This window comes from Cupriavidus sp. GW821-FHT07C08, from assembly GCF_059419025.1.
This window is the reverse complement of the sequence record NZ_JBWKQZ010000025.1, coordinates 109,490-129,557: the sequence shown is the minus strand read 5'-3', so window position 1 is coordinate 129,557 and position 20,068 is coordinate 109,490. Positions and strand designations below refer to the sequence as shown.

Below are 20,068 nucleotides of genomic sequence, written 5' to 3'. Positions count from 1 at the left end.
TCTGGGCCTCTGGTTTAACCCACCTCAAGCCTAATCCACGTCGCTTGAGGTGCGGCAGGTCAATACATTCTGTCTAGGCCTTGTGGTTCGGCAACGGAGCGCCCTGCATCTCCTGCTCCTGCAGTTCGCGCCACGCGATCTTGCCGGTGGCGGAGCGCGGCAGGCGCTCGACAAACTGCACGATGCGCGGCGCCTTGTAGGTCGCCATGCTGGTGCGGCACCAGGCCAGCAACTCCTCCTCGGAAACGCCGGACCCCTCGCGCCGCACGATCACCGCCTTCACGGTCTCGCCTCGGTGCGGATCGCGCGCGGCGATCACGCAGACTTCCAGGATGGCTGGGTGGGTATGCAGGACTGCTTCCACCTCGGCCGGCCACACCTTGTAGCCCGAGGCATTGACCATGCGCTTGAGGCGGTCGCGCATGATGAAGTAGCCGTCGGCATCGACGCTGGCAAGGTCGCCGGTACGGAAGAAGCGCTTGCCGTCGATCGTGATAAAGCTCTCGGCATTGGCGGTTGGCTGGTTCCAGTAGCCCAGCATCACCTGCGCGCCGTGCACCACGATCTCGCCGACCTCGCCGCGCGGCACTTCAGCCAGCGTGGCGGGATCGATGACGCGCGCGTCGACGCCGTAGGTCGGCACGCCCAGGTGCCCGGAGCGCGGTGCAGCGAGCGGGTTGGCGATGATGAACGAGGCGGTCTCAGTCAGGCCGTAGCCTTCGACAAACTGCAGCCCGTAGCGCTCCTTCATCACCCGCGCGGTGCTGTCGGGCACCGCCGCGCCGCCGCCGACCACGCAGGCCAGGCTGCTCAGGTCGAATGACTCGGCACCACGCGGTCGCCGCGGCGCACGCCGCATGCCTGCTGCAGGTAGCCGGCCATGCGCTCCACCTGCGCCAGCAGTTCGGCATAGGTGGTGGCGCCGTGGTAGAACTGGACCGCGACCTTGTCGGGGAAGCGCCGGGCCGAGATCTCAAGGTTCTCGGCCAGCGTGGTGTGCGGCATATGGAAGACGCGCGGCACGTCGCCGAGCGCCACTGCGGCATCCACCGCAAGCGGGCCCGTGGGGGCGGCGGCGACGCCTGCATCGGGCAGATCGTTGTGGGTCATGGTTGCCTTCCCTGTCATGTTGCAGAGGTTCAGCCCGGCTTCAGGCCAGCGTGAAAGTCGGTACCGGGGCGCCGCCGTCGCTGGGCGAGAACTTCACCTGCACCTTCTGCCCGATCCGCACCGTGTCGAGGTCGCAGTCGACGATATGGGTCATCATGGTCACGCCTTCTTCCAGCTTCACGTAGGCGATGCAGAACGGAGTGGGGCCTGCGCGACGCGTCACGCTGAAGCTGTAGATGGTGCCGCGGCCGCTGGCCTGCTTCCACGAGGTAGTGCCCATGCAGAACGGGCACAGCACGCGCGGATACCAGTGGGGCTTGCCGCAGTCGTCGCAGACCTTGACCAGCAATTGCCCTTCGCGCGCGGCCTGCCAGAAGGGCAGGTTGTCGGGCTGTTCGTCAGGCGCCTTGTAGGCAATGGGGGGTATGTGGGGTCGTCATGTCATTGCTCCCGCGCATTATTCACGTTCAAGGATCAGGGTGGCGCTGCCGTGGCGCGAGCCCAGGTAGCCGCCGGTGCCTTGCGCCAGCGCCAGGTCGCAGTTGGCGACCTGCACCGCCGGGTGGGCCTCGCCGCGCAGCTGGCGCACGGCTTCGATGACCTTGGTGATGCCGCCGCGGTTGGCCGGATGGTTGTTGCACAGGCCGCCGCCGTCGGTGTTGAAGGGCAGCTTGCCGACGCCGGAGATCAGGTTGCCGTCGGCGACGAACCTGCCGCCTTCGCCTTTCTTGCAGAAGCCCAGGTCTTCCAGCTGCATTAGCACGGTGATGGTGAAGCTGTCGTAGATCGACGCGTACTTGATGTCGGCCGGCGTAACGCCCGCTTCGGCAAACGCCGTTGCGCCCGAGAAGCGCGCGCCGGACCAGCTCAGGTCGACTTCGCCACCGAGCTGGCCCTTGATGTACTCGCCGGCGCCGCGGATCTTCACCTTGGGCCGCTTCAGCGTGGCGGCGATTTCCGGGCGCGCCACGATCAGCGCGCCGCCGCCGTCCGATACCACGCAGCAGTCGAGCTTGCGCAGCGGATCGGAAATCATCGGCGAGTTCAGCACGTCCTCGACCGTGACCACGTCGCGCAGCATGGCATGGGGGTTGTGCTGGGCGTGGTGCGACGCGGCCACCTTGACCCAGGCGAGCTGCTCGGCAGTGGTGCCGTATTCGTGCATATGGCGCATGGCCGCCATCGCGTACAGGTTGACGGTGACCGGGCTGAAGGGGCTCTCGAACGGCGCGTCGGGCAGGTTGGCGCCCCAGTTGCGCGCCTGGGTGCCGCTGGAGCCTTCCGAGCGCGGGCGCCCCGCCAGCGTGATCAGGGCCACGTTGCACTTGCCGGCAGCGATGGCCTGCGCCGCGTGCGAGACATGGACCAGGTAGGCCGAGCCGCCGGTGTCGGTGGAATCGACATGGCGCACCTTGAGGCCGAGATAATCGACCATGTTGACCGCGCCCAGCCCCGGAGCGTCGCCGGCGCAGAAGTAGCCGTCCACGTCGGCCAGCGTCAGGCCCGCGTCTTGCAGCGCGCCCTTGGCGCTTTCAGCGTGCAGTTGCGCCACCGACTTGTCCGGTGCCTTGCGGGTCGGGTGCTCATAGGCCCCGACGATATAGGCCTTGCCGTTGATGCTCATCATTTCTCCTCTCGTGCGTCAAATGGTGCTACGCATGGATATTGCAGCGGTTTGGTCATTCTGTCCTGAGGGACCTGAAGACCGACTTACCGGACGGCCTCCACGATCTCTTGCGGGTCCGCGAAGATCTCCGCCGAGGTGTAGACCGGACCGAACGGCACCTTGCCGCCCTGGCACTGTGCGATCTCTTCCTTGGTGCGCGCCTTGCTGAAAGACTCGATGGCGTCGATCACTTGCTGCGTGTTGCGCACCCGCGCGGCGTTGGCGGCGTTCCAAATGAAGCGCAGCCGGGTGCAGGCGTAGGCAGGATTGGGGGGCGCGGCGCTCAGTTCACCGCGCGCGTCTTGCCTTCCCAGTGCGGCGCGCGCAGGTCGCGCTTGAGGATCTTGCCCGCGCCGGACAGCGGCATTGCCTGGCGGAACTCCACCGTCTTGGGGCATTTGTAGCCGGCAATATGCGCGCGGCAATGTTCCTGGATTTCCGCTGCGGTTGCCTGCATGCCGGGCTTGAGCACCACTACCGCGTGCACGGCCTCGCCCCATTTCTCATGCGGCACGCCGATCACGGCGCTCATCGCCACGGCGGGGTGGCGGCCGAGCACGTTCTCCACTTCCGCTGAATAGACGTTTTCGCCGCCGCTGACGATCATGTCCTTGAGGCGGTCGACGATAAAGATATAGCCCCGGTCATTCATGTAGGCGCCGTCGCCGGTGTGCAGCCAGCCGTCCTGCAGGGCCTTGGCGGTGTCTTCCGGGCGGTTCCAGTAGCCGGGCGTGACGCCGGCGCTGCGCACCAGGATCTCGCCCACGGTGCCGCGCGGCACCTCATTGCCGTCGGGGTCGACGATCTTCACTTCGATGCCGATGCCGGCGCATCCGGCGGACAGGTGCAGGCCTTGCGCGCGCGCCGCCGGGCTGTGGTTCTCGGGCGGGTTGGTGGTGACGATCATGGATTCGGTCATGCCGTAGGAGTGGGCGAAGTCCACGCCCGGCAGTTTCTCCATGGTCTGCTCCAGCACGGCCGCGCTGATGGCGGAAGCACCGTAGCCCAGGCGGCGCACACTGCTCAGGTCGCGCTTCGGGAAATCGGGATGGCCGATCAGCATCTGGATCATGGTCGGCACCAGCGCCAGTTCGGAAATGCGCTCGCGCTCGATGGTCTCCAGCATTTCGCGCGGCTCGAACATCGGCATGATCACGTGCGTCTCGCCTGCCAGGAACTGGTTCAGCACGCGCGCCATCGACGCAACATGGAAGAACGGATTGACATGCAGCGCACGGCCGCCGCGCAGCGGCGGGGTATCCGCCATGCGCTGCAGGCAGCCGCACCACAGCGTGCTGTGGGTCTGCATCACGCCCTTGGGGAAGCCCGTGGTGCCGCCGGTGTACATGATGACGGCAAGGTCGTCGCCGCCGCGCTGGACGTCGGGCACCGGGGCGCTTTGCGCGACCAGCTGCTCGAACGACAGCATGCCGTCGGGCGCATCGCCGTCGCCGGCATGGATCAGCACCGGCGTGCGTTTGGCCGTCTCGCGGATGCCCGCGGCCATCGGCAGGAACTGGTCGTCGATCACCAGGATTCCGGTATCGCAGTCATCCAGCGAATAGACCACTTCAGGCACGCTCCAGCGCACATTGACCGGATTGAGCACGCCGCCGCCCCACCAGGCAGCCATGGCGTACTCGAGGTAGCGGTCAGAGTTCTGCGCCAGGATGCCGATGCGGTCGCCCGGCTGCATGCCGAGCGCTTGCAGCGCGCCGGCCAGGCGCGCCACGCGGTCGCCGAATTCACGGTAAGTGCGGTGCCGGCCGCGGAAGATGGTGACGACTTGGTCGGGCTGCTGCTGCAGCGAGCGGTGCAGGGCTCTGGTCAGGTACAAGGTTGTCTCCGTTGTCTCTAGTCTGTGCATGAGGTGCCGCGAGTACTGCCGATCTTAAGCCGGGGCTTGCATTCGAAATTTCCAGATTGTGGGATTCGCAGGTGATGTTCCCATCGCCAGAGGCTCTGCCGGACCTTGCTTCGCGGCGCTCCTGAGCCGCCTGCCTCGCGCTGGGGCATGCGCGGCAGCGAAGACCTGGGCGGGGGCTTGCGCGCCGCGTTCGGGCTGGAGCAGGGCTTTTCCGCTGACAGCGGCACGGCCACCAACCCGCAGTTCCGCAATGCCTTTGTCGGCCTGCAGGGCAGCTTCGGCGCGATCGCGCTGGGGCGGCTGGATTCTGCCACCATCGTCGGCTCGCCGATCTATTCGCAGGTGACGCAGAACATCGACTTCGTCATCCATGATGCGGGCGCCACCGCCATCGGCACCAAGGTGCTGAACGCGCGCAACCGCGTGTCGAACGCGCTGGGCTATATGACGCCGGAGTTCGGCGGCTTTTCAGTGCGGGCGCGCGTGAACCTGGCGGGACCCGATCCGGCCACGCCCAACGCCAGGTCGCCGGTGCAGGCCGAGGATGACTTCCGCCAGTACGACCTTGGCCTTAACTACGCTGCCGGCAACTTTGCCGCGGGCGTGGGCTATTCGCGCGATGCCAAGGCCGGCGGGCTGGTGGCCAATGATTTCCGCGACAAGGTGCAGGCCGCAGCGTCGTACGACTTTACCGTGGTCAATATCTACGGCATCTACGGGCGCGACCGCTACGCGGGCACTGCCGCCACGCGCACCGACGTGCCTTACTGGCTGGTTGGCTTCACCGTGCCCTATGGCGCCCACAAGCTCACCGTGAACTACATGGAGCGCGCGGTACAGCGCGACCCGCAGGGCAGGCTCAAGAAGGTGCAGGCCGGCTACGGCTACAGCCTGAGCAAACGCACCATGCCCTACGTATTCTTCGATCGCGAGGATCCCAACTCGCACAAGCCCGGTGACACCGTGACCACGGTCGGCATCGGCATCCAGCACAAATTCTGATAATGGCCCTTCCTTATTCGCTGACTGAACCGGCTGGCGCGGCGCTGCCGCTGGTGGTGGACTCCCCGCACAGCGGGCTGATGCATGCCGAGACCCTGCCGCTGGCGGCGCCCCCCGAAGCCCTGCTGACGGGCTGGGATGCCTATGTCGACCAGCTGTTCGCGCATGCGCCGATGGTGGGCGGCACGCTGCTATGCGCGGGCTTTCCGCGCTGGATGGTCGACGTCAACCGCGCCCGCGACGACATCGATCCGGCGCTGATCGACGGCGCCATGCCCTATGCCGTGCAGCCCAGCGACAAGTCCGGGCGCGGCATGGGTGTGCTGCGCCGGCTGGCGCTGCCGGGCGTGTCGGTGTACGCCGCGCCGCTGTCGCCGGACATGGCGGAGTACCTGCTGAAGACCTACTACGATCCCTACCACGCCGCGCTATCCGGCCTGCTGGCGCAGCACCATGCGCGTACGGGCGCGGTGTGGCATATCGACTGCCATTCGATGAAATCGCGCGGCAATGCGATGAACGTGGACAATGGCGCGGAGCGGCCTGACTTTGTGATCAGCAACGGCGACGGCGCCACCTGCTCGCCTGCATTTATCGAGCTGGTGGCGCAGTGCCTGCGCGGCTTCGGCTACCGGGTGGGCATCAACTGGCCGTACAAGGGGGCGGAGCTGATCCGTGCCTATGCGGACCCGGCGCACGGCCGCCACAGCCTGCAGATCGAAATCAACCGCGCGCTTTATATGGACGGGGCAAGGTTCGCGCAGCACCGCGGCTTCGCAGTGCTGCGGGGCCATCTCGACCAGTTGCTGGAGGCGGTGGCGGCATATATCCGCGAGGCACTGGCGCGATGATGGCGCGGCGCGCTCAGATCACCTTGCCCGGATTCATCAGCCCCTGCGGATCAAGCGCGCCCTTGATCGCGCGCATCATCGCCAGCTCGACCTCGCTCTTGTAGAGCCGGTTTTCCTCGCGCTTGAGCTGGCCCAGCCCGTGCTCGGCGGAAATCGAGCCGTTATGCGAGCGCACGCTGTCGTGCACGATGCGGTTGACCTGGGCCTGGTGCGTCAGGAATTCTTCGTGATCGACGCCTTCCGGCGGCGATACGTTGTAGTGCAGGTTGCCGTCGCCGAGGTGGCCGAAGGTCACCATGCGCGCGCCGGGGAAGGCGTTCTGCAGCAGCGCGTCGGTGGTCTCGATAAAGTCCGCCACGCGCGACACCGGCACGGCGATATCGTGCTTGATGTTCTTGCCGTCTTCCACCTGCGCCAGCGGGATATGTTCGCGCAGGTTCCAGAAATCGCGCGATTGCTGCACCGATTCCGCCACCACCGCGTCGGCGACCACGCCGGCATCGAAGGCGGCCGACATCATGGTTTCGAAGATACCGCGCGCATGGGCTTCGCTTTCGCTGTCGGACAGTTCCAGCAGCACCAGCTGCGGGTGGATGTCTGCGAACGGATAGCGCAGCTGCGGGAAGTACCGCGTCACCAGCGTCATGCTGAGCGCGGACATCAGCTCGAACCCGGTCAGCATGGCGCCCGCATGCGATTGCGCGATGGCCAGCAGCGCCAGCGCGGCACGCGGGCTCGGCACCGCGGCGAGCGCGGTGACCGAGGCGCGTGGCAGCGGGAACAGCTTCATCACCGCGGCGGTGATGATGCCCAGCGTGCCTTCGGCGCCGATAAAAAGGTCGCGCAGGTCGTAGCCGGTGTTGTCCTTGCGCAGCCCGCGCAGGCCGTGCCAGATTTCGCCCGACGGCGTCACCACTTCCAGGCCCAGGCACAGCTCACGCGTGTTGCCGTAGCGCAGCACCGCGGTGCCGCCGGCATTGGTCGACAGGTTGCCGCCGATGGTGCAGCTGCCTTCGGCCGCCAGGCTCAGCGGAAACAGCCGGCCGTGCTCGCGCGCCACGTCCTGCAGGTGCTGCAGCACCACGCCGGCCTCGACCGTGATGGTGTTGTTGAGCGGATCCACCTGGCGGATGCGGTGCAGCCGCTGCAGCGAGATCACCACCTGCTCTTGCCCGGCCACCGGCGTGGCACCGCCGCACAGGCCGGTGTTGCCGCCTTGCGGCACCACGGCGATCTTGCGCGCATGGCAGGCATGGACCACCTCTGCGACCTCCTCGGTGGTGCCGGGGCGCAGCACCGCCAGCGCCTCGCCGCGATAGCGCTTGCGCCAGTCGGTCAGGTAGGGTGCCTTGTCGGCGGCATCGGTCAACACGTGCTGCGCACCCAGCGCGGCGCGGCACAGTGCGAGGAAGGAGTCTTGAGGCGAGGTCATGGCGATGGCGGAATGGGGGTCAGGACTTGGGCGCGGCTGGCTTGCCGGCCGCCCGGGCGCGGCGCTTGTAGGGGCGCAGGTACAGGATGGTGCTGGTGAAGAACACCAGCGTCAGCGCCACTTCCACCCACGCCAGCGTGGACGAGGGGGCGCGGTCGCTGGTGGCGCGCACGATGCCCTCGGTGAAGAACAACAGGATCAGCATCGACGACCACTGCATGGTGTAGCGGTTGCGCGTCAGCACGCCGCGCAGCGGCAGCAGCAGCGGCAGGAACTTGATGATCAGCCACGAGCCGCCGGGGCGCAGCGGCGCCAGGAACCATTCCCAGGCAATGCACAGCACCATCAGCGCCAGCAGGCTGCCCACGCTGAAGCGGTACAGCAAGGGGCTGTGCAGCGCCTGGTCGCTCTCGGGGATGGGGCTCATGCCGCGTCTCCCGCCAGGCGCAGCGCGGTCTGCGCCAGCCGCCGGCCCATGGCGATGGCCAGTCCCGATTCGTCTTCCGTGACCGGGCCGCGGTTGTCGCCGTGGGCATGGTGGCTGGGGCCGTAGGGCGTGCCGCCCGAGGCCGTGGTCATCAGGCCCTTCTCGGAATACGGCAGGCCCAGGATCAGCATGCCGTGGTGCAGCAGCGGCAGCATCATCGACAGCAGCGTGGTTTCCTGCCCGCCGTGCAGGCTGCCGGTGGCGGTGAACACGCAGGCCGGCTTGCCGGTCAGCGCACCCGACAGCCACTGCGCCACGGTGCCGTCCAGGAAGTATTTCATCGGCGCGGCCATGTTGCCGAAGCGGGTGGGGCTGCCCAGGGCCAGGCCGGCGCATTCCTCCAGGTCGCGCAACTCGGCATAGGGCGGGCCGTCGGCCGGGATATCGGACGCGGTGGCCTCGCACACGGTGGAAACCGGCGGCACGGTGCGCAGCCGGGCCTGGGCGCCGGGGACGCTGTCGATACCGTTGGCAATCAGTTCGGCAAGTTTGCGGGTGCTGCCGTGGCGGCTGTAATACAGGACGAGGATGTCGGTCATGGAGCGGGATGGCCGGCGGTGGCGGGGTGGTGTTGCGCGAAGGGTGCCGGAAGCAATGCGCGTATTATAGATGCGCCCCCCGCGCCATCTCCCATCGGCTTCGCGCCCCCGGTGCCGCGGGCCGCCTGTTTATCCGTCAGAACCAGATCCAGGAGGTTGTTTGCGCATGATTGGACCCCGCGTTGCCCGCCTGCGCCGGGAATGGAACCTGCAGAAGGTACGCGCCCTGGCGCGCTATGCACTGCGCCGCGCCGGCGAAGACCGGCTGCCGCAGGTCTCGGCCAGCCTGACCTTCACCACCGTGCTGGCCGTGGTGCCGGTGCTGACGGTGGCGTTCGCGCTGCTGGCCGCGTTCCCGGTGTTTCGCGACTTCCGCAACGCCATCGAGTCGTTCCTGTTCCAGAACCTGATCCCCGGCAACGTCAGTGAATCAATCCAGCGCTACCTCGGCATGTTCGCCAAGAGCGCGCGCGGGCTGACCGCAATGGGCCTGGGCGGGTTGATGGTCACCTCGGTGCTGACCATGCTGACCGTGGAAGACGCGCTCAATGCGATCTGGCGCGTCAAGCAGCGCCGCCCGCTGGCGCAGCGGGTGCTGGTGTTCTGGGCGGTGCTGACCTTCGGGCCGGTACTGATCGGCGCGAGCCTGTCGATCAGCTCCTACCTGATCTCGGTCTCGGCGGGCTATGTCGGCACCATGCCGGTGGGGCTGGGGCTGCTGGTTGGCGCGACGCCGGTGCTGCTGTCGGCGCTGGCCTTCGCCTTCCTGTACACGGCGGTGCCCAATGCCTATGTCGAATGGCGCGATGCCATCGTGGCGGGCCTGGTGGCGGCGATCGCGTTCGAGTTTGCCAAGCGCGGCTTCGGCTATTTCATCACGCATATCCCGACTTACACGGCGGTCTACGGCACCTTCGCGGCGCTGCCCATCTTCCTGCTCTGGATCTACCTGAGCTGGCTGGTGACGCTGCTGGGTGCGACCATCGCCGCCAACCTGCCGGTGATCCGGCAGGGCTACTGGCGCCGCCGCACCTTTGCTGGCAGCGAGTTCTTCGACGCGCTGGGCGTGCTGCTGCTGCTCTACCGCGCGCGCGACGAAGTGCCGCGCAGCGTCGGCGAACTGGACCTGGGCCGCAAGCTGCGGGTCGAGGCTGATTACCTGTCGGGCCTGCTGGGCAAGCTCAAGGCCATGCACCTGATCGGACGCCTGCAGCAGGAGCGCGGCCAGGCCCACTGGGCGCTGTTGTGCGATCCGTCGCAGGTGACGCTGCGGACGTTGCATGACCGGTTGGTGCTGAACCTGCCGCGGCTGCCGCGCACGGCGCTGGCGCAGCAGCTGCGCGGCGCCGATGCGCTCAGGTCGATCCTGGACAATCCGCGTCTGGATCAGACGCTGGAGGCGGTGTTCCGGCAGCAGCCGGCCGATCTGCCGCCGACCGAAGGGGATGGGGGGAGCCACCCGCAGCGGCGCACGCTGGAAGTGGTGCCGCCGGGCTGGCATGGGCAGGTGTAAGGCCCGGGCCAGCCCGGCGACAGTGAAGTTGCCTAGAACGGAATCCTGCCCCGCCAGATATCGGCATACATCACCCAGTCTCCCATCAGGCTGTAAAGCGGATGCCGGAACGTCGCCGGCCGGTTCTTCTCGAAACCAAAGTGCCCGACCCAGGCAAAGGCGTAACCTGCCAGCACAGCGGCGAGCAGCCACCACGCATTGCCGGTGACCACCAGCGCCACCAGGCACAGCAGCGCCACCGTCGACCCGGCAAAATGCAGCCGCCGGCAGGTACGGTTCTGGTGTTCGGTCAGGTAGTAGGGATAAAAGGCCGCGAAGTTCTCGAACTCGCGCGCGCGGGCGTGGGCCATGGCTGTCTCCGGCAGGTCTTGTTTTGTGCAGTGTAGACCTTCTGCGCCGAGGTGCCGGGAGGCTGGCCGCCGGCGTGGCCGGCCAGCCATCCGCGGCCAGGCTTAGCCGGCCGCGACCACCTTGCGCGCAAACGCCGCCAGCGCGTCCAGCACTTCATCCGGGCGTTCGCCCATCAGCGCGTGGCCACACGGCACCGTCACCAGGCTTGCCTTGGCCATCTTGCCGGCCAGCGCCTGGGCCGCCTTGGGCGACGTCATCATGTCCTTGGTGCCGGTGATGAACAGCGCGGGGCAGGCGACTGCGGCCGCGGCCTCTTCGCCATGGGCGTAGGCATTGCAGGCCGAAAAGTCATTGTGGAACACATGGGCCTGCGGGTTGTTGCGCGACACGCGCTCCATCAGCCGCTGGCTGCCGCCGTGCATCCACGCGCCCGGCCCGGGCGAAGACGGCTTGTTGGCCAGGCTCGAATGCGACCAGGTGTTGACCATGGCGATGGCCTCGCCCTCGCGGTTGAGCGAGGCGTCCAGCAGCGCGTCCGAGACCTTCATCGGGTAGGCCGTCGCGAGCAGGGCGATGCCGCGCACCGCCTGCGCATGCCGCGCCGCGCATTCCAGCGCGATCAGCGAGCCCATGCTGTGGCCGAACACGAAGGCCGGCGCCTTCACGCCGGCGGCCGCCACCAGCGCCATGACCCAGTCGGCCATGGCCTCGACGGTGGCCAGCGGCGCGCCCTTGCTGCGGTTGTGGCCCGGCAGGTCCACCGCCAGCACCGAGAAGCCGTGGTTGGCAAACCAGCGCGTCTGCAGGGCCCACACGCTGTGGTCGTTCTGCGCGCCGTGGACGAACACGGCGCAGGGCAGGGCGGGGTCGAAGGGTTTGCCGCCGGTATAGGCGTAGGCCGGCTGGCTAGCAATGGTCAGTTCCATCAGGCTTGCCCTCCCTTGCCGCTCATGGCCTTCTCGGCCGCCTTCAGGCCGCGCTTGAGATCGTCGATCAGGTCATCCGGGTCTTCCAGCCCGATCGACAGCCGGATCGTGCCCTCGGTGATGCCGGCCGACTGCAGTGCCGCCGCGTCCATGCGGAAGTGCGTGGTCGAGGCCGGGTGGATTACCAGCGAGCGCGCGTCGCCGACGTTGGCCAGGTGCGAGAACAGCGACATGCTCTCGATAAAGCGCTGGCCGGCCACGCGGTTGCCCTTCAGGTTGAAGCTGAACACCGCGCCGCAGCCGCGCGGCAGCAGGCGCTTGGCCAGTTCGTAGTCGGGGTGCGATTCCAGTTCCGGGTAGGACACCGACTCCACCATCGGGTGCGAGACCAGGAACTGCACCACCTTGCGGGTGTTGTCGACATGCCGGCTCATGCGCAGCGGCAGCGTCTCCACGCCCTGCAGCAGCTGCCAGGCGGCCATCGGGTTCATGCAGGCGCCGAAGTCGCGCAGGCCCTCGCGGCGCGCGCGCAGCAGGAAGGGTGCCACCGTGCTTTCCTCGGTGAACACCATGTTGTGGAAGCCCTCGTACGGCTCGGACAGCTCCGGGAAGCGCCCGGAGGCCTCGAAGTCGAAGGTGCCGCCTTCGACCAGCACGCCGCCGATGGTGGTGCCGTGGCCGCCCAGAAACTTGGTGGCCGAATGGTAGAGCAGGCCGGCGCCGTGATCGAACGGGCGCAGCAGGTAGGGCGTGGTGAAGGTGGAATCCACCAGCAGCGGGATGCCGTTGTCCTGGCCCAGCTGCGCCAGCGTCGGGATATCCAGCACGTCCAGCCCCGGGTTGCCCAGGGTCTCGCCGAACAGCAGCCGGGTATTGGGCCGGATCGCGGCGCGCCAGGCGTCGATGTCGCGCGCCTTGACAAAGGTGGTCTCGATGCCGAAGCGGCGCAGCGTGTAGTGCAGCAGGTTGTGCGAGCCGCCGTACAGCGCCGACGAAGCCACCACGTGCGAGCCCGCGCCCATCAGCGTGGCCACCGCCAGGTGCAGCGCGGCCTGGCCCGAGGCCGTGGCAATGGCGCCGGCGCCGTTCTCCAGCGCGGCGACGCGCTCTTCCAGCACGGCCACGGTGGGGTTGGAAATACGGGAGTAGACGTGCCCCGCGCGCTCCATGTTGAACAGCGACGCGGCGTGCTCGCTGTCGCGGAACACGAAGGACGTGGTCAGGTGGATGGGGGTGGCGCGGGCCCCGGTGGCGGGGTCTGGCGCGGCGCCGGCGTGCAGCGCCAGCGTATCGAATCGGGTTCCGGACATGGTCGGTCGGCCTTGAGTTGTCTCCGGCCAGCATCGTAGCACCGTGCGCCCGCCGACGCCCGCAAACCGGCCTCCCGCTTTACTTTGACGGCGGGTTTGGGCTAGGATCGGCCAACGGGGCGCTACGATGCAGAGTGCGCCCGCACACCCATAGACAGATAACAATGTGACCGGTATCGCCCCCTGTGCCCCCGGCCGGAGCGATGCCCTCAGTTTGAGCGCAGGCAGCGGAGACCAACATGAAAGTCAGCGACATCCTCCAGATCAAGGGCAATACGCTCTATACCGTGACGCCTGACACCTCCTTGCTGGTAGCCGTCCACACCATGGCCGAGCACGATATCGGCTCGCTGGTGGTGATGGAATACGGCGACCTGGTCGGCATGCTGACCTTCCGCGAGATCATCGAGACGCTGGCCCGAAATAATGGCAACGTCGGCAGCACCAGCATCCGCAAGGTGATGGACGATGCGCCGCTGACCTGCACCATGGAGACCGACGTCAACGAGGTCCGCCGCATGATGCTGGAGCGTCACACCCGCTACCTGCCGGTGCTCGACAACCGCACGCTGATGGGCGTGATCTCCTTCTACGACGTCGCCAAGGCCGTGGTCGAGGACCAGAGCTTCGAGAACAAGATGCTCAAGGCCTATATCCGCGACTGGCCGGAAGAGCACGCCGAGTAATTGCGCCGGGCCCCCCCCGGCTGAAGCTTCCTTCGGAAATACCCTCGGTTGGCGCCACGCAGCCGTGGCGGGGTGGCGGCCGAACCGCGGCTACGGCACACTAGCCGGCGTTCCCATTTCGGCGGCGGTCCCCTGACCGACCGGCCCATCCATGAGCCAACACAGCCAGTTCCGACTGCTCGGCCTGCGCCGCTTCGCCCCGTTCTTCTGGACCCAGTTCCTTGGGGCGATGAACGACAACGTCTTCAAGGTCGCCTTCACCTCGCTGGTGACCTACCACACGGCGCTGTTCGAGGGCGTGGACGCGCGCAGCGCGGCCTTCCTGATCTCGGCCATCTTTATCGCGCCGTTCGTGCTGTTTTCCGCCACCAGCGGGCAGATCGCCGACAAGCTGGAGAAGTCGCGCCTGATCCGGCTGGTCAAGTCGCTGGAAATCGCCATCATGCTGCTGGGCCTGGCCGGCTTTGCCTGGCACAGCGCGCCGCTGCTGTACGCCGGCACCTTCCTGATGGGGCTGCATTCCACGCTGTTCGGGCCGGTCAAGTTTGCCTACCTGCCGCAGCACCTGGATGAAAGCGAGCTGGTCGGCGGCAACGGGATGGTGGAGATGGGCACCTTTGTCGCGATCCTGATCGGGACGCTGATCGGCGGCGAGCTGGCCGGGCTGCAGCAGGGCGGGGCCATCGTGGGCCCGATGTACGTGGGCGCGGTGTGCGTGGTGATCGCGGTGGCAGGGCGGCTGGTGTCGGGCCGCATCCCGGTCTCGCCGGCGCCGCAGCCGGACCTGCGCATCAACTGGAACCCGTTCTCCGAGACCTGGCGCAACCTGGTGCTGGCGCACGGCAACCGCACGGTATTCCTGAGCCTGCTCGGCATTTCGTGGCTGTGGTTCCTGGGCGCCACCTTCCTGACCTCGTTCTTCAGCTATGCCAAGGATGTGCTGGGCGGCGACCAGAACGTGGTGACGCTGCTGCTGGCGGTGTTCTCGCTGGGCATCGGCACCGGTTCACTGCTGTGCGAGCGCTTGTCCGGGCGCCATGTCGAGATCGGCCTGGTGCCGTTCGGCTCGATTGGCATGACGGTGTTCGCGGTCGACCTGTACTTTGCCAGCCAGGGGCAGGCACCCGTGGCGCTGAGCGGCATCGGCGGCTTCCTGGCCGAGCCGCGCCACTGGCGCGTGCTGGTGGACCTGTTCCTGCTGGCCATGTTCGGCGGCTTCTACAGCGTGCCGCTGTACGCGCTGATCCAGAGCCGCAGCGCACCCACGCACCGCGCCCGCATCATCGCCGCCAACAACATCCTGAACAGCTTCTTCATGATTGCCGCTTCGCTGCTGGGCGTGGCGATGACGCGGGCGGGCTACAGCATCCCGCAGCTGTTCCTGGTGGTGGGGCTGCTCAATGCGGTGGTGGCGGTCTACATCTACTCGCTGGTGCCGGAATTCCTGCTGCGCTTTATCGCGTGGATCCTGGTCCATACCCTCTACCGGCTGCGCCGCGTCAACGCCGAACGCATTCCCGCCGATGGCCCGGCCGTGCTGGTCTGCAACCACGTCAGCTTTGCCGACGCGGTGGTGCTGATGGCCTGCAGCCCACGCCCGGTGCGCTTCCTGATGGACCACAACATCTTCAGGGTGCCGCTGCTGTCGTGGTTCTTCCGCCAGGCCCGGGCGATCCCGATCGCGCCGGCGCACGAGAATCCGGACATGCTCAGGCGTGCCTATGACAGCGTGGCGCAGGCGCTGGACGAGGGGGATCTGGTCTGCATCTTCCCCGAAGGCAAGATCACCGCCACCGGTGAGATCAACCCGTTCAAGCAGGGCGTGCAGCAGATCATCCGGCGCACGCCGGTGCCGGTGGTGCCGATGGCGCTGCGCGGGCTGTGGGGCAGCTTCTTCTCGCGCAAGGGGGCACCGGCGATGTCGCGGCCGTTCCGGCGCGGCATCCTGAACCGGCTGGAACTGGTGGTGGGCGAGCCCGTGCCGCCCGAGGCCGCCACCCCGGAAGGGCTGCAGCAGATGGTGCAGGCCCTGCGCGGCGACTGGCGCTAAATCCGTTGTGCGGAACCCGAATCCACGATGATCACGCTCTATACCTTTGGCCCCGCCTTCGGGCTGCCCGACGCCAGCCCCTTCGTCACCAAGGCCGAGATGCTGCTCAAGCTGGCCGGCCTGCCTTACCAGGCGCGCCGCGGCAGCCTGCGGCGCGCGCCCAAGGGCAAGCTGCCTTACCTGGACGACATGGGCCGGATCGTGGCGGATTCCACCATGATCCGCTGGCATATCGAGAAGACCTACCACATCGATTTCGACGCCGGCCTGAGCGCGGCCGAGCGCGGCATCGCCTGGGCCGCCGAGAAGCTGATGGAAGACCACCTGTACTGGGCAGTGGCGCGGGTGCGCTGGCTGGACCAGGCCAACTTCGACAAGGGGCCGGCCCAGTTCTTCCGCGGCGTGCCGGCGCCGGTGCGCGGCCTGGCCGAGCGGCTGGTGCGCTACAAGGTGCGCAAGACGCTGTGGGGGCAGGGCCTGGGCCGGCATAGCGAAGAAGACCTGGTGGCGCTGGCCAGCAAGGGCGTGACCTCGATCGCCGACATCCTGGGTGACAAGCCCTACCTGATGGGCAACGCGCCATGCGGGGCCGACGCCACGCTGTTTGCCTTTGCCGGCAGCCTGCTGTGCCCCGTATTCGACACTCCGATCCGCACCGCGGCCGAGGGGCATGCCAACCTGGTGGCCTATATGGAGCGGATGCGCGCCGATTTCTACCCCGAACTGGCGCTGGAAAGCGCCGCCGCCTGAGCCTGTCGGGCCGCCCTGCGGCCGCCCGAGGCCCGCCATTGGCCTTACAATGGAGACCTTCCCCAATTCCTGTGCGGTTTCCATCATGTCCGGCAACACCCTTGGCCTGCTTTTCACTGTTACCACCTTCGGCGAATCGCACGGGCCTGCCATCGGCGCGGTGGTGGACGGCTGCCCGCCGGGCATGGCGCTGACCGAGGCCGACATCCAGGGCGACCTGGACCGCCGCCGGCCCGGCACCTCGCGCCACGTCACGCAACGCCAGGAAGCCGACCAGGTCGAGATCCTGTCCGGCGTGTTCGAGGGCAAGACCACCGGCACCCCGATCTGCCTGCTGATCCGCAATACCGACCAGCGCAGCAAGGACTACGGCAATATCGTCGAGACCTTCCGCCCGGGCCATGCCGACTACACCTACTGGCAGAAGTACGGCATCCGCGACCATCGCGGCGGCGGCCGCTCGTCGGCGCGCCTGACCGCGCCGGTGGTGGCGGCCGGGGCGGTGGCCAAGAAATGGCTGCGCGAAAAGTACGGCACCGAGATCCGGGGCTATATGTCGCAGCTGGGCGAGATCGCCGTGCCCTTCACGGACTGGTCGCATGTGCCGCAGAACCCGTTCTTCGCGGCCAATGCCGACGTCATCCCTGAACTGGAAACCTATATGGACGCGCTGCGCCGCGACGGCGACTCCGTCGGCGCGCGCATCGAGGTGGTGGCCAGCAATGTGCCGGTGGGCCTGGGCGAGCCGCTGTTCGACAGGCTCGACGCCGACATCGCCCACGCCATGATGGGCATCAACGCGGTCAAGGGCGTGGAGATCGGCGCCGGCTTCGACAGCGTGGCCCAGCGCGGCAGCGTCCATGGCGACGAGCTGACCGCCGAGGGCTTCCGCACCAACAATTCCGGTGGCGTGCTGGGCGGTATCTCCACCGGCCAGGACGTCACCGTGTCGCTGGCGATCAAGCCGACGTCTTCCATCCGCACCCCGCGCGAATCGATCGACAAGGCCGGCAATGCCGCCACCGTCGAGACCTTCGGCCGCCACGACCCGTGCGTGGGCATCCGCGCCACGCCGATCGCCGAGGCCATGCTGGCGCTGGTGCTGATCGACCACGCCCTGCGCCATCGCGCCCAGTGCGGCGACGTCAAGGTCGATACGCCGCGCATTCCCGCGCAGGCCGGCCAGACGCCTTGATCTGACCTCGCGTTGGCCACGCCTTTCGCGGGCGGCGGCGCCACCGGCGCCGGCCGCCCCGACTACGCCCGTTTCGGGCTCTTCTACCTTGGCTACTACGGCTACGTCGGCCTGATTTCGCCGTACGTCAGCCTGTATTTCGCCGACCGCGGCTTCAACCCGGTGCAGATCGGCGTGCTGATGGCGAGCTTCCAGGTCAGCCGCATTTTCGGGCCCTACCTGTGGGGCTGGCTGTCCGACGTGATGCATACGCGCGTGCGCATCCTGCGCGTGAGCGCGTTCACCTCGTTGCTGGCTTTCCTGATGCTGCCGGGTGTGGGCAGCTACGGCGGCATGATGGCGATGATGCTGACGCTGAGCCTGTTGACCAGCGCGATGTCGCCGCTGGGCGATGCCCTGACCATCTCCACACTGCGCCGCCACGGCGCCTTCGATCATAGCTACGGCCGCATCCGCATGTTCGGCTCGGTCGGCTTTATCGGCGCGGTGCTGGCCGGCGGGGCGCTGTTCGAGGCGGTCGGCATGCGCGCCTTCCCGTGGGTGGCCAGCACGCTGCTGGCGATCCTGGCAGGAGTGGTGCTGACCATGCGCGACGCCGCCGCCGACGGCCCGCACACCGCGCCGCCGCGCGCCTTGCCGCTGCTGCGCCGCCCGGACGTGGCCTGGTTCCTGGCGTCAGCCTTCCTGATGATGTTCGCGCACGCCGCACTCTATGTGTTCTATTCGCTGTGGCTGGCACAGCTGGGCTACAGCAAGTTCGCCATTGGCGTGATGTGGACCATCGGCGTGGTGGCCGAGATCGTTTTCTTCTACTACCAGGGCCTGCTGTTCGCGCGCTATGCGCTGCGCACGATCCTGGCCGGGACCTTTGTGCTGGCGGCGCTGCGCTTCGGCCTGACCGGCTACCTTGCCCAGTTTACCTGGCTCATGGCGCTGGTGCAGGTGCTGCACGCGGCCACCTTTGCCGCGCACCACAGCGCCAGCCTGAAGCGCTTGCAGGCGTGGTTTGCCGGGCCGCTGCAGGGGCGCGGGCAGGCGCTGTACACGGGCATTTCCTACGGCGTCGGCGGCACGCTGGGCGGGCTGGCGATGGGCTGGACCTGGAACGCGCTGGCGCCCGAGCATACCTTCGGGCTGGCGGCCATTGCCGCGGCGGCCGGCGCGTTCTGTGCCGTGATGAGCTTCCGCGCGGAAGGGGACGGCGCGGTTCAGGTCAGCGCCGCGCAGACCCGCTCGGCGATCGCCAGCGACGAGGTCAGCCCCGGCGACTCGATGCCGAACAGGTGAACCAGCCCCGGCACGCCATGCACCGCGGGGCCGTCGATGCGGAAGTCCGCCGCCGCTTCATGCGGGCCGCTGATCTTGGGGCGGATGCCGGCATAGCCCGGCTGCAGCGCGCCGTCGGCCAGCCCCGGCCAGTAGCGGCGCACCTCGTCATAGAAGCCGTCGGCGTCGGCCGGGTCCACGCCGTATTCGATCTCGTCGATCCAGCGCACATTGGGGCCGAAGCGCGCCTGCCCGCCCAGGTCGATGGTCAGGTGCACGCCCAGCCCGGCCGCCTCGGGCACCGGGTAGATCAGCCGTGAGAACGGCGCGCGTCCGGCCAGCGTGAAATAGCAGCCCTTGGCGTAGTACTGCGGCGGGATATGGGCCCCGGGCATGCCGTCGATGCGGCGCGCCAGTTCCGGCGCGGTCAGCCCGGCCGAGTTCACCACCGTGCGCGCCAGCAGCGTGGTGGTGCTGCCGTCTTCGTTGCCGATCTCCAGCCGGATGCCGTCCGGCGTCACCGCGCCGCCCAGCACCGGCGACTGCACCGCCAGCATCGCGCCCGCGTTTTCCGCATCGCCCAGCAGTGCGGTCATCAGGCCATGGCTGTCGACAATCCCGGTCGACGGCGACAGCAGCGCGGCATGGCACTGCAGTTGCGGCTCCAGCGCCTGCGCCTCGGCGCGGCTGACGAGGCGCAGGTCGTCCACGCCGTTGGCCGCCGCCTTGGCGCGGATGCCTTCAAGCGTGGCGACCTGGGCCTCGCTGGTGGCCACGATCAGCTTGCCGCAGCGCTGGTGCGCCACGTGGTGGCTGGCGCAGTAGTCGTACAGCATGGCCTTGCCGCGCACGCACAGCTGCGCCTTGAGCGAGCCGGCCGGATAGTAGATGCCGGCGTGGATGACCTCACTGTTGCGCGCGCTGGTGATGGTGCCGAAGGCGTTCTCGGCTTCCAGGATGACCACTTCGCGGCCCTGCAGCGCGAGGGCGCGCGCCACCGCCAGTCCCACCACGCCTGCGCCGATGACGACGCAATCCACTGTTTCCATGGTTGTTCCTTGCTTCAA

General features: G+C 67.8%; 18 protein-coding genes and 3 pseudogenes. 8 read left to right on the top strand and 13 right to left on the bottom strand.

All coding sequences use genetic code 11. The features are described 5' to 3' along the window. Positions 1 to 73 precede the first annotated feature (73 nt). The 6 genes and pseudogenes from AC07UK_RS27220 to AC07UK_RS27195 all read right to left on the bottom strand — a co-directional run. Positions 74 to 832: pseudogene (locus AC07UK_RS27220) on the bottom strand (AMP-binding protein); the annotation flags it as partial. Further along, the gene (locus AC07UK_RS27215) at positions 811 to 1,005 is read right to left on the bottom strand and encodes an AMP-binding protein (RefSeq protein ID WP_494686837.1); all 195 of its coding nucleotides are present in this window, start codon (positions 1,003 to 1,005) and stop codon (positions 811 to 813) included. The pseudogene AC07UK_RS27220 and the gene AC07UK_RS27215, both read right to left, overlap by 22 nt. A gap of 145 nt (positions 1,006 to 1,150) precedes the next feature. Further along, positions 1,151 to 1,550, bottom strand: a pseudogene (locus AC07UK_RS27210) (Zn-ribbon domain-containing OB-fold protein). Between the two features lie 17 nt (positions 1,551 to 1,567). Next, on the bottom strand, positions 1,568 to 2,734 hold the full coding sequence (locus tag AC07UK_RS27205; protein ID WP_436223059.1) for a thiolase family protein: 1,167 nt from the start codon (positions 2,732 to 2,734) through the stop codon (positions 1,568 to 1,570). Positions 2,735 to 2,820: 86 nt separating this feature from the next. Next, complete coding sequence (locus tag AC07UK_RS27200) at positions 2,821 to 2,967, bottom strand: hypothetical protein (RefSeq protein ID WP_494686834.1); 147 nt, start codon at positions 2,965 to 2,967, stop codon at positions 2,821 to 2,823. A gap of 92 nt (positions 2,968 to 3,059) precedes the next feature. Continuing rightward, positions 3,060 to 4,613 carry an acyl-CoA synthetase gene (locus AC07UK_RS27195; protein ID WP_494686833.1) on the bottom strand — a complete coding sequence of 518 codons (1,554 nt, stop codon included), beginning with the start codon at positions 4,611 to 4,613 and terminating at the stop codon, positions 3,060 to 3,062. A 162-nt stretch (positions 4,614 to 4,775) separates the two neighbouring features. On the opposite strand from AC07UK_RS27195, the pseudogene AC07UK_RS27190 reads away from it, so the two are divergent. Together AC07UK_RS27190 and AC07UK_RS27185 are read left to right on the top strand one after the other, a co-directional pair. Then, a pseudogene (locus AC07UK_RS27190) lies at positions 4,776 to 5,645 on the top strand (porin); the annotation flags it as partial. A gap of 2 nt (positions 5,646 to 5,647) precedes the next feature. Beyond that, a complete protein-coding gene (locus AC07UK_RS27185; RefSeq protein ID WP_494686832.1) occupies positions 5,648 to 6,496 on the top strand; it encodes an N-formylglutamate amidohydrolase in 849 nt (282 codons plus the stop codon). Positions 6,497 to 6,509: 13 nt separating this feature from the next. Here the strand turns inward: AC07UK_RS27185 and AC07UK_RS27180 are convergent, their stop codons facing one another. From AC07UK_RS27180 to wrbA, 3 genes are read right to left on the bottom strand one after another with little or no spacing between them, the layout of a single operon-like run. Then, positions 6,510 to 7,928 carry an FAD-binding oxidoreductase gene (locus AC07UK_RS27180; RefSeq protein WP_436221298.1) on the bottom strand — a complete coding sequence of 473 codons (1,419 nt, stop codon included), beginning with the start codon at positions 7,926 to 7,928 and terminating at the stop codon, positions 6,510 to 6,512. Between the two features lie 19 nt (positions 7,929 to 7,947). Then, positions 7,948 to 8,355 (bottom strand): DUF2069 domain-containing protein, encoded by a 408-nt coding sequence (locus tag AC07UK_RS27175; protein ID WP_436221299.1) that lies wholly within the window; start codon positions 8,353 to 8,355, stop codon positions 7,948 to 7,950. Further along, the gene (gene wrbA / locus AC07UK_RS27170) at positions 8,352 to 8,954 is read right to left on the bottom strand and encodes an NAD(P)H:quinone oxidoreductase (RefSeq protein ID WP_013956294.1); all 603 of its coding nucleotides are present in this window, start codon (positions 8,952 to 8,954) and stop codon (positions 8,352 to 8,354) included. Before wrbA ends, AC07UK_RS27175 begins: the two co-directional genes overlap by 4 nt. 166 nt (positions 8,955 to 9,120) lie before the next feature. Between wrbA and AC07UK_RS27165 the strand changes: the two genes are divergently transcribed. Continuing rightward, complete coding sequence (locus AC07UK_RS27165) at positions 9,121 to 10,467, top strand: YihY family inner membrane protein (protein WP_436221300.1); 1,347 nt, start codon at positions 9,121 to 9,123, stop codon at positions 10,465 to 10,467. 32 nt (positions 10,468 to 10,499) lie between these two features. Here AC07UK_RS27165 and AC07UK_RS27160 read toward each other — a convergent pair whose 3' ends face one another. The 3 genes from AC07UK_RS27160 to AC07UK_RS27150 all read right to left on the bottom strand — a co-directional run bounded on the left by AC07UK_RS27160 (position 10,500) and on the right by AC07UK_RS27150 (position 13,054). Beyond that, positions 10,500 to 10,817 (bottom strand): Mpo1-like protein, encoded by a 318-nt coding sequence (locus AC07UK_RS27160; RefSeq protein ID WP_436221301.1) that lies wholly within the window; start codon positions 10,815 to 10,817, stop codon positions 10,500 to 10,502. Between the two features lie 102 nt (positions 10,818 to 10,919). After that, positions 10,920 to 11,744, bottom strand: coding sequence for an alpha/beta fold hydrolase (locus AC07UK_RS27155; protein WP_436221302.1), 825 nt, complete (start codon positions 11,742 to 11,744; stop codon positions 10,920 to 10,922). Beyond that, positions 11,744 to 13,054 carry an O-acetylhomoserine aminocarboxypropyltransferase gene (locus tag AC07UK_RS27150; RefSeq protein ID WP_436221303.1) on the bottom strand — a complete coding sequence of 437 codons (1,311 nt, stop codon included), beginning with the start codon at positions 13,052 to 13,054 and terminating at the stop codon, positions 11,744 to 11,746. The genes AC07UK_RS27155 and AC07UK_RS27150 overlap by 1 nt, the downstream gene beginning before the upstream one ends. Before the next feature lie 239 nt (positions 13,055 to 13,293). Here AC07UK_RS27150 and AC07UK_RS27145 point away from each other — a divergent pair, with 239 nt between their 5' ends. From AC07UK_RS27145 to AC07UK_RS27125, 5 genes are all read left to right on the top strand, one after another. Further along, positions 13,294 to 13,740 (top strand): CBS domain-containing protein, encoded by a 447-nt coding sequence (locus tag AC07UK_RS27145; protein WP_436221304.1) that lies wholly within the window; start codon positions 13,294 to 13,296, stop codon positions 13,738 to 13,740. 151 nt (positions 13,741 to 13,891) lie between these two features. Then, the gene (locus AC07UK_RS27140; protein ID WP_436221305.1) at positions 13,892 to 15,790 is read left to right on the top strand and encodes an MFS transporter; all 1,899 of its coding nucleotides are present in this window, start codon (positions 13,892 to 13,894) and stop codon (positions 15,788 to 15,790) included. Positions 15,791 to 15,817: 27 nt separating this feature from the next. Then, complete coding sequence (locus AC07UK_RS27135) at positions 15,818 to 16,540, top strand: glutathione S-transferase C-terminal domain-containing protein (RefSeq protein WP_494686831.1); 723 nt, start codon at positions 15,818 to 15,820, stop codon at positions 16,538 to 16,540. A gap of 85 nt (positions 16,541 to 16,625) precedes the next feature. Continuing rightward, the gene (gene aroC / locus AC07UK_RS27130; protein ID WP_041227845.1) at positions 16,626 to 17,735 is read left to right on the top strand and encodes a chorismate synthase; all 1,110 of its coding nucleotides are present in this window, start codon (positions 16,626 to 16,628) and stop codon (positions 17,733 to 17,735) included. Between the two features lie 12 nt (positions 17,736 to 17,747). Next, positions 17,748 to 19,022 carry an MFS transporter gene (locus AC07UK_RS27125; protein WP_436221306.1) on the top strand — a complete coding sequence of 425 codons (1,275 nt, stop codon included), beginning with the start codon at positions 17,748 to 17,750 and terminating at the stop codon, positions 19,020 to 19,022. Here AC07UK_RS27125 and AC07UK_RS27120 read toward each other — a convergent pair. After that, positions 18,944 to 20,050 carry an NAD(P)/FAD-dependent oxidoreductase gene (locus tag AC07UK_RS27120; protein WP_436221307.1) on the bottom strand — a complete coding sequence of 369 codons (1,107 nt, stop codon included), beginning with the start codon at positions 20,048 to 20,050 and terminating at the stop codon, positions 18,944 to 18,946. The two genes, AC07UK_RS27125 and AC07UK_RS27120, sit on opposite strands and share 79 nt — an antisense overlap. Positions 20,051 to 20,068: the final 18 nt, after the last annotated feature.